The 4,976-nt window shown below is 27.9% G+C and carries 3 protein-coding genes; 2 read left to right on the top strand and 1 reads right to left on the bottom strand.

Annotated features, from left to right (window positions below):
* Positions 1–189 precede the first annotated feature (189 nt).
* A complete protein-coding gene (locus tag ABUA17_RS18380; RefSeq protein WP_042399734.1) occupies positions 190–873 on the top strand; it encodes a lysoplasmalogenase in 684 nt (227 codons plus the stop codon).
* Between the two features lie 124 nt (positions 874–997).
* On the opposite strand, the gene ABUA17_RS18375 is transcribed toward ABUA17_RS18380, so the two are convergent.
* Entirely contained in the window at positions 998–1,759 is a 762-nt protein-coding gene (locus tag ABUA17_RS18375; protein WP_042399735.1) for a TMEM164 family acyltransferase, read from the bottom strand.
* 349 nt (positions 1,760–2,108) lie between these two features.
* Here ABUA17_RS18375 and ABUA17_RS18370 point away from each other — a divergent pair, with 349 nt between their 5' ends.
* Positions 2,109–4,886 carry an ABC transporter ATP-binding protein/permease gene (locus tag ABUA17_RS18370; protein WP_042399738.1) on the top strand — a complete coding sequence of 926 codons (2,778 nt, stop codon included), beginning with the start codon at positions 2,109–2,111 and terminating at the stop codon, positions 4,884–4,886.
* The last annotated feature ends 90 nt before the right edge of the window (positions 4,887–4,976 follow it).

Genomic DNA, 4,976 nt, shown 5'->3' with positions numbered 1-4,976 from the left:
GTCTTGGATACAAGACACCGTTAGAAGCATTTAACGAAGAACAAGCTAAGTGTTGCACTTAGCTTGACAATTCGTCTTATAAAAAAAGATTAGATAAAACTATCTAATCTCTGACTAAATTACCTGTATCAAAACCCTTTTTTACTAAATAATATATTCTATAAGAATTATTTCACTGGAGGGCCTTCCATGATCACCTATATTTCTATTCTTTTGGGATTTCTCTGTCTTGGAATATTAATTTATTCAACATTTTTAAAAAGCACCAATTTTAGATTAATCTCAAAAATATTCTGTAGCCTATGCTTTTTGCTTATTTCAATTACAGCTTATTTAAATAATCCAGTTAATTTAACTTACTTCTATCTTATTTTTATAGGATTACTCTTTTCTTTCCTAGGAGATATTTTTCTTGGAATAAAAAAATCTGAACCTAAATTTAATTATATTTTATTTATGTTGGGTATAATTAGCTTTTCTGTTACTCATATTTTTTACTCAATTTGCTTTATTAATTTATCTACATTTCATATCAGAGATATTATTTTTGCTATTTTTTTAACTTTTATTATCATTGCATCTCTTAAATACAATAAAAAAATAGATTTTCGCAACTTAATTATTCCATGCACAGTTTATGGCTTTTTAATTAGCTTTATGGTCTGTAAGTCTATTTCTTTAATTTCTCTTACTTCTACAAATACATTAGCCTTATCCCTTATCATTGTTGGTGCAATTCTATTTATAGCTTCCGATTATTTATTATCATTTGTAATGTTTTATAAAAATTGTCCAAAGTCAATTAGTAGACTAAATCTACTCTGTTATTATGTTGGACAATTTCTAATTGCTCTAAGCATTTTATATATATAGCTCAACCTTTTATCTCATAAATAATACACATATAAACATAGAGTTAGGAAGTAATTTTTTAATTACTTCTTAACTCTATGTTTATTCCTAGTAAAATTCCATATTTTCCCTTTTCAAACTATTATTAACTTGTTTTCTTTCTTATACTTAATTGCTTTACTACAAACGAAGTTAACCAATATGGTACAAATAAATATACTAAAAATACTACTCCTGTATATGCCCATCTATTAACTCCATATAAAGTATGAAGTAATTTTACTGGAATATTAGCTGGTGAAGATAACATCATTAAATTACTTCCAGTTATATTATTAATAAAAATAGAAATTACAGAAAAAAATAAATAAATCACAATAAACTTTTTAAATGTCTTCCAATTTAGATTTATTTGTTTTTTTCTTAAATATAATACTCCCATATAAATCATTAATGTATGAAACAACATACTATAAATACATAAATAATGGCCTATTGGATATGCAGTTAACGAAGTAGATGGAAATAATAAATATGCACCTCCAGCAACCACTGTTACTCCTGTAATAAAAGAATCTCCTAATTTCTTTAAATACCCATTAGTAAATCCACTCATCCATAAAGCATATATAAATATTGAACAAAATGATATTGGGAACCAATAATTAACCTTTGTATATCCCCAATAAAAATTAAAAAATATCTTTATTCCTTCTAAGAAAGTTAAACTAACTGCAAATACTTTTGTCAATATATCAATTTTTTCTACCGTTATTTTTATTGAAATAATCAATAAAAAAGTAAGTACACATACACTAATTAATAATAATATCATGTGTCCTTCTGTAAACATTCCGCAAGGCTTATATATTTTTCTTGGTACCCAAAATTGATTAAATATATCCATTATACAGACACTCACTTTCATATTTACTTTAAAATTAAACTCTTAACTTGTTTAAATCATAAAAAATACAAAAACTCACCACTATTATTTTATGCAGACAAATAATAGTGGGTATAATAAATTAAAAATTAGAATTTAAAAATAACTATTAAAAGTGGCTATATCATACTGAATTTATCAATTCAATCTGATACAGCCACTTCTTTTTTATTTCTATTTTAAAATAAATAATATTTTTTAATCTACCACTAATTAGTTTACTTTCAATTTATAAAAGTAGTGTAAAATACATAATATTGCCAAAGCAAGTATTATTATTTCAAATCTATAGTAAGGAGTGAACAAAAAAATGCTTCAAATTCAGAAAATAAGTAAAAAGTATATTACTGGCGATTTAGTACAAACTGCACTTAATGAAGTATCTTTAAATCTTAGAGATAGTGAGTTCGTAGCTATCTTAGGTCCTAGTGGCTCTGGAAAAACCACATTATTAAATATTATTGGGGGCCTTGACCGTTATGATAGTGGTGATTTAATTATTAATGGCATTTCAACAAAAAAATATAAAGATAGGGATTGGGATTCTTATAGAAATCATACTATTGGTTTTGTATTCCAAAGCTATAACTTGATTCCTCATCAAACTGTGCTTTCAAATGTTGAATTAGCTTTAACTATCTCTGGCATATCTAAAGCCGAAAGAAAAAAACGTGCAATAGAAGCTCTAGAAAAAGTAGGACTTGGAAAACAACTTCATAAAAAACCTAATCAAATGTCTGGAGGTCAAATGCAACGTGTTGCTATTGCAAGAGCATTAGTAAATGATCCAGAAATATTACTAGCCGATGAACCAACAGGGGCACTTGATAGTGAAACTAGTATTCAAGTTATGGATTTATTAAAAGAGGTTGCTAAAGATAGACTAGTTGTTATGGTAACCCATAACCCAGAATTAGCAGAAGAATATGCTAATCGTATTGTTAAGGTAAAAGATGGACATATCATAAGCGACTCTAATCCATATGAGATAGATATTAAGAATATGGCTCCACCAAAACATGAAAATATGGGAAAAGCGTCAATGTCATTGTTAACTGCCTTATCTTTAAGCTTTAATAACTTAAAGACTAAAAAAGGAAGAACACTTTTAACAGCCTTTGCAGGTTCTATAGGTATTATTGGAATTGCTTTAATATTATCACTGAGCAATGGTGTAAATACCTATATTGATAATATTCAAAAGGATACTATGACATCATATCCTATATCTATTGAAGCTGAAACAATCGATATTAGCAGTATAATGTCTTCAGGAGGACCTACCCCTGGAAAACCTAGTGACGTCAATCATGATTTAAATGCAATTTATTCAAATGGTTCTGGTATTGAAATGGCTTCTACTATGACAAGTAGCTTTACTGAAAATAACTTAACTGAATTTAAAAAGTATTTGGATAATCCTGATAGTGAAATAAACCAATATGTAGGTGAAAATGGTATTATATATTCTTATGATACTAAATTTGGTGTATACACAAAGGATTCAGAAGGAACTTTTGTAAATACAGATGGAAGTACACTTACAGATAAAAATTCTTCTTCAATTACAATGACAGGAATATCTGCTATGTCATCAATGCCTATATCTAAAATAAGTGGATTTTCATCTAGTTCAAATAACTTTAAAGAATTGCTTCCTGGTAAAGACGGTGCATCAGTAAGTGACGCTATTAAGGATAGCTATGACTTATTATACGGTGATTGGCCTACTGCTTATGACGAAGTTATACTTACCCTAGATCAAAACAATGAAATTTCTGCTACTACACTTTATCAATTAGGTATTTTACCAAGTGCTGAATATAAAGAATTAATGACTAAAATCGAAAATGGTGAGGAAATAAAACTTGAAAGCAAAAGTTGGAAATACGAAGATATATGTAATCAAGAATTCTATATGATTCCTGACTGTGATACTTATATTTCAAATGGTAATGGTACTTTTACATCAATAAAAGATAATGTAAATGAAATGGAAAAATTATTGGACAATGCTATAAAATTAAAAATAACAGGTGTAGTTCGTCCAAAAGAAGATGCTAAAAATGCATCTATTACTAGTGCCATTGGATATACAAAAGCTCTTACTGATTATATTATTGAATATACAGATAATAGTGAAGTAGTTAAGGCTCAAAAAGAAAGCTCAACTATTAATGTGTTAAATGGAATGGAATTTTCTCCTTCTAGTGATGACGAAAAAATAGCTGATGCAAAGAAATACTTAGAAGGACTTGGTGTTTCTGATAAAGCAAATTTATTTAAAACTATGATGTACTCTATGCAATCTACTAGTAATGTTGAAGATGAAGGAATATCAACATCAATGCAAGCCGGAACACCAGATATATCAACTATGAGCGAAGAGCAACTTGCAGCAATGTTAGATGAATACTTAAAGTCACCTGATGATGATACACTACTTAAAATTTACGATGCATATATTTCTACTGGAAGTTATGATGATAACATGACTACTTTTGGTGTAGTAAGCTTAGATGCACCATCATCTATTAGTATTTATACAGATAGCTTTGAAAATAAAGAAGCTATTTCTGATTGTATCGAAGACTATAATTCAACTGCAAATGAAGAAGATCAAATTAGTTATACTGATTATATTGGAATATTATTATCTTCTATAACTACTATAATTGATGTTATTTCATATGTATTAATTGCATTCGTTGCTGTTTCTCTTATTGTTTCATCAATTATGATTGGAATTATTACATTTATCTCTGTTATGGAACGTACTAAAGAAATTGGTATTTTACGTGCTATTGGAGCATCAAAACATAATATTTCTCAAGTATTTAATGCCGAGACATTTATTATTGGACTTTGTTCAGGCTTACTAGGTGTAGGAATTTCTGCATTATTATTAATTCCTATTAATTCTATTATTCACTCTGTATTAAATTTAGATACTATTAATGCCTCATTGCCACTATCAAGTGCAATAGGATTAATTATACTTAGCATGATTCTTACTATTATAGGTGGATTTGTTCCAGCTAAAAAGGCTGCTAAAAAGGATCCTGTTACAGCTCTTAGAACTGAATAATCTACTTAAACACAAAAAGGAGCTGTATCAGATTGAATTAATAAATTCAGTCTGAATACAACTCCTTTTTAATTGTTCAAAATTTTATAC

Origin of the sequence: Clostridium sp. RTP31139st1_H3_RTP31139_211217 (genome assembly GCF_040227035.1) — a bacterium.
Classification (GTDB): domain Bacteria; phylum Bacillota; class Clostridia; order Clostridiales; family Clostridiaceae; genus Clostridium; species Clostridium saudiense.
The sequence above is the reverse complement of the archived record's forward strand: the minus strand, read 5'-3'. Positions and strand labels throughout refer to the sequence as shown.

What these genes read in the sequence shown, in the direction of transcription:
- ABUA17_RS18375 (WP_042399735.1), bottom strand. Translation starts at nt 1,759, where the DNA reads ATGGATATATTTAATCAATTTTGGGTACCAAGAAAAATATATAAGCCT.
- ABUA17_RS18380 (WP_042399734.1), top strand. Translation starts at nt 190, where the DNA reads ATGATCACCTATATTTCTATTCTTTTGGGATTTCTCTGTCTTGGAATA.
- ABUA17_RS18370 (WP_042399738.1), top strand. Translation starts at nt 2,109, where the DNA reads ATGCTTCAAATTCAGAAAATAAGTAAAAAGTATATTACTGGCGATTTA.